Source organism: Trinickia diaoshuihuensis (assembly GCF_003390925.1).
Classification (GTDB): domain Bacteria; phylum Pseudomonadota; class Gammaproteobacteria; order Burkholderiales; family Burkholderiaceae; genus Trinickia; species Trinickia diaoshuihuensis.
Genome location: NZ_QUBS01000044.1, coordinates 1 through 3,690 on the forward strand (window position 1 = coordinate 1; position 3,690 = coordinate 3,690).

Consider the following 3,690-nt stretch of genomic DNA (forward strand, 5'->3'; position numbering starts at 1 on the left):
CGCGGGCGACTCGCTGGCGGCCGGTGCGCTCGGCGCGGTGGCCGGCTGCGCGGACGCGGGTGCCGGGCGCGCCAGACGCGGCGCGCTCGAACTCGCCAAGGCGCGCGGTGCCGTGCTCTTTACCGGGCTCTTGTGCGTCGACACAGCGCTGGGCTTGGCGGCGGGCTTGGCCGACGTACGCGCGAGCGCGGCAGCGGGCGCCTGCGCCCCGTCGATGCGCCACTGCGCGGTGACCGCCTTCAATTGACGCGTCTGCTCCTCGAGCGAGGCCGCGGCGGCCGCCGCCTGCTCGACGAGCGCGGCGTTTTGCTGCGTCACGTCGTCCATCTGCGTCAGCGCGCGATTCACGCCTTCGATCCCCGTCGATTGCTCTTCCGAGGCGGCGCTGATCTCACCCATGATATCGGTCACGCGGCGCACGGCTTGAACGATTTCGTCCATCGTCGTGCCGGCCCGGCCCACGAGTTCCGAGCCGCTCGCCACCTTGTCGGCCGAATCGCCGATGAGCGCCTTGATTTCCTTGGCCGCCGCGGCGCTGCGCTGCGCGAGGCTGCGCACTTCGCCCGCGACCACCGCGAAACCGCGGCCTTGTTCGCCCGCGCGCGCCGCTTCGACGGCTGCGTTCAAAGCAAGAATGTTGGTTTGGAACGCGATACCCTCGATCACGCCGATGATGTCGACGACCTTGCCCGAACTTGCGGCGATGTCTTGCATCGTCGAGACGACTTGGCTCACGACCTCGCCGCCACGCAACGCGATGTCCGATGCATTGATCGCAAGCTGGCTTGCCTGCCGTGCGTTTTCGGTGTTCTGACGCACCGTGCCCGTGAGCTGTCCCATGCTCGTCGCCGTTTGTTGCAGCGAGGCGGCTTGCTCTTCGGTACGTTGCGACAGGTCGGTGTTGCCGATCGAGATTTCGCGCGCGCCCACATCGATCGATTCGGTCCCGGCGTGCACCGCCTTGACCATCGTCGTCATGGCCTGCTGCATGCGGGCGATACCCGCGTTGAGCCGGCCGATCTCATTGGTACCGGTGCCGCGCACCGGACGCGTCAGGTCGCCGTTCGCGATGTGCTCGAAGTGCGTCACTGCGTCGTTGATCGGCTGGACGATGAGTCCGCGCAGCGCGAAACGCACGAAAACGACGAGCACGATCGCGAACACCGCAACGGCGATGATGAGCGAACTCATCAAACCGACGTGCGCCGACGATTGCGTGTGCAACGACTCGGCGTGGTCCTGGCGCTCTTTGAGCACGGCCGCGGCCGCCTTGTCGAAGGCGACGAACATCGGGCTGATCTTCGTATCGGCGATCGCGTGATAAGCCGCGAGGTCGCCCGCTTGCGCGGCCGTGAACTCGGGCTCGACGCCGTCATGCAACACCGTCTCGTGCAGCGAGTTGAGCGTATCGACGAGGGACTGATCGAGGCCGTCCTTCGGCGCGCTCATGAACGTTTGCCAAGCTTGGTTCGAGGAGGCGAGCAATTCTTGCGCGCGCGCCAGCACCTTCTTGGCTTCGTCGGCGTTGTTCGCCTCCGACAGCGCGCGAAAACGATCGAGCGCGACCCGCGAACGCAGCAAGAAGCTGCCCGTGTCGTCGAGCGCATGGATCGCCGGTAAATCGCCGCGCGCAAGGGTATCGAGCGAACGATTCGCGCTGGAAAGCGCGGTGAGCCCAAGCACGCCGACCGCGACGGTCAGCGCGACGAACACGGCGCCGATGGCCGTCAACGTCGTGCGGATCGACCAGTTCTGCAACATTATAAATCTCCGGTGGGGTGCACTCGAGCCCGACGCCTTACTGGGCGAACGTTTCGATGAGTGCCATTTCCTTGCTGACCATCAGCTTCTCGATATCCATCAAGATCAGCATGCGGCCTTCGACGGTGCCGAGGCCCGTCAGATATTCGGCGGTCAGCGTCGCGCCGAACTCGGGCGCGGGCATGATTTGATCGGCCGTCAGCGTGAGCACGTCCGACACGCCGTCCACCACCATGCCGACGACGCGATGCGCGACGTTCAGGATGATCACGACCGTCTGATGATCGTATTCGACGCGGCCCAAGTGAAACTTGATCCGCATATCGACGATCGGCACGATGATGCCGCGCAGGTTGATGACGCCCTTGATGAACTCGGGCGCGTTGGCGATGCGCGTCACGCTGTCGTAGCCGCGAATCTCCTGCACCTTCAAGATATCGATCCCATACTCTTCCGCGCCAAGCGTGAAGATCAGGAATTCTTGACCGGTCGCGTCGGCTTGCAGCGCATCGCGACGGCTGCCCGCAACGGTCAAACCGTTCGCGGTATTGGATTGGACTTCTGCCACGTTAGCCCCCAAACGGTTGGGAATTACGAAAAATTCATTGCGCCGTGCGATGCACGGCTCTCACGGTTCAGTGCCGCCACGTCCACGATCAGCGCGACGCTGCCGTCGCCGAGAATCGTGGCCGCAGAAATACCGCGTACCTTGCGGTAATTCGTTTCGAGGTTCTTCACGACCACTTGCTGCTGGCCCACGAGTTCGTCGATCAGCATCGCGAAGCGGCGGCCCTCGGTCTGCATGATCGTGACGATGCCTTGCGTCGGCTCGGTGCGCGCGCCTTCGACCGAGAACACTTCGTGCAGCGCGACGAGCGGCAGGTATTCCCCGCGCACGCGCACCACGCGCTCGCCGTTGGCCACCGTATAAATGTCCTCGGCCACCGGTTGCAGCGACTCCATGACGAAGTTCAGCGGCAAGATGAAAATTTCGCTGCCGACCTTCACCGACATGCCGTCCAAAATAGCGAGCGTGAGCGGCAAGATGATTCGCGTCGTCGTGCCCTTGCCCGCATGCGAGGTGATCTCGACATGGCCGCCCATCGATTGGATGTTGCGCTTGACCACGTCCATGCCCACGCCGCGGCCGGAGACGTCCGTCACTTGCTCCGCCGTCGAGAAGCCCGGCATGAAGATCAGGTTCCAGACTTCCTCGTCGGACATCGACTCGCTGACCTGCATGCCTTGCTTCATGGCCTTGGCGAGAATCTTGTCGCGCCGCAGGCCCGCGCCGTCGTCCGACACCTCGATCACGATGTTGCCGCCGTGATGAGCCGCCGACAGCACGAGTTGACCGGTGCCGTCCTTGCCCGCCGCGCGCCGCGCCTCGACCGTTTCGATGCCGTGGTCGAGACTGTTGCGCACGAGGTGGGTCAGCGGATCGATGATCCGCTCGATGAGGCTCTTGTCGAGTTCGGTCGCTTGACCGAAGGTGACGAGTTCGACTTCCTTGCCGAGCTTGGCCGCCAGATCGCGCACGAGACGCGGGAAGCGGCTGAATACGTAGTCCATCGGCATCATCCGGATGGACATCACGGCCTCTTGCAGATCGCGCGCGTTGCGCTCGAGCTGCGCCATACCGTTATAAAGACGATCGTGCAGTGCCGGATCGAATGTGCTCGTCGTTTCCGCGAGCATCGCTTGCGTGATGACAAGCTCGCCCACGAGGTTGATCAGTTGATCGACCTTTTCGACGCCGACTCGGATCGAACTGCCTTCGCCGCCCGCCGCCGCAGCGGCCGGACGCGCCTTCTTGTCTTCGCCGCCGGCTGCCGGCGCACTCGCCACGACGCTCTTGGCCGGTTCGGCCTTGGGCTCGGGCGCGGCCGGTGCGCTCGTCGCCGGCGCGGCCGGTGCCGGCGCGGGCGC

At 64.7% G+C, this 3,690-nt stretch carries 3 protein-coding genes; all 3 read right to left on the bottom strand.

Features of this window, described 5'->3' with window-relative positions:
* Positions 1-1,761, bottom strand: a 1,761-nt coding sequence (locus tag DXT59_RS10215; RefSeq protein ID WP_116136801.1) for a methyl-accepting chemotaxis protein, incomplete at its 3' end; no start/stop codon positions are given.
* Positions 1,762-1,798: 37 nt separating this feature from the next.
* The gene (cheW, locus tag DXT59_RS10220) at positions 1,799-2,329 is read right to left on the bottom strand and encodes a chemotaxis protein CheW (RefSeq protein ID WP_116136802.1); all 531 of its coding nucleotides are present in this window, start codon (positions 2,327-2,329) and stop codon (positions 1,799-1,801) included.
* A gap of 23 nt (positions 2,330-2,352) precedes the next feature.
* Positions 2,353-3,690 (bottom strand): chemotaxis protein CheW (locus DXT59_RS10225; protein ID WP_205417396.1); only part of this gene is annotated, 1,338 nt, incomplete at its 5' end.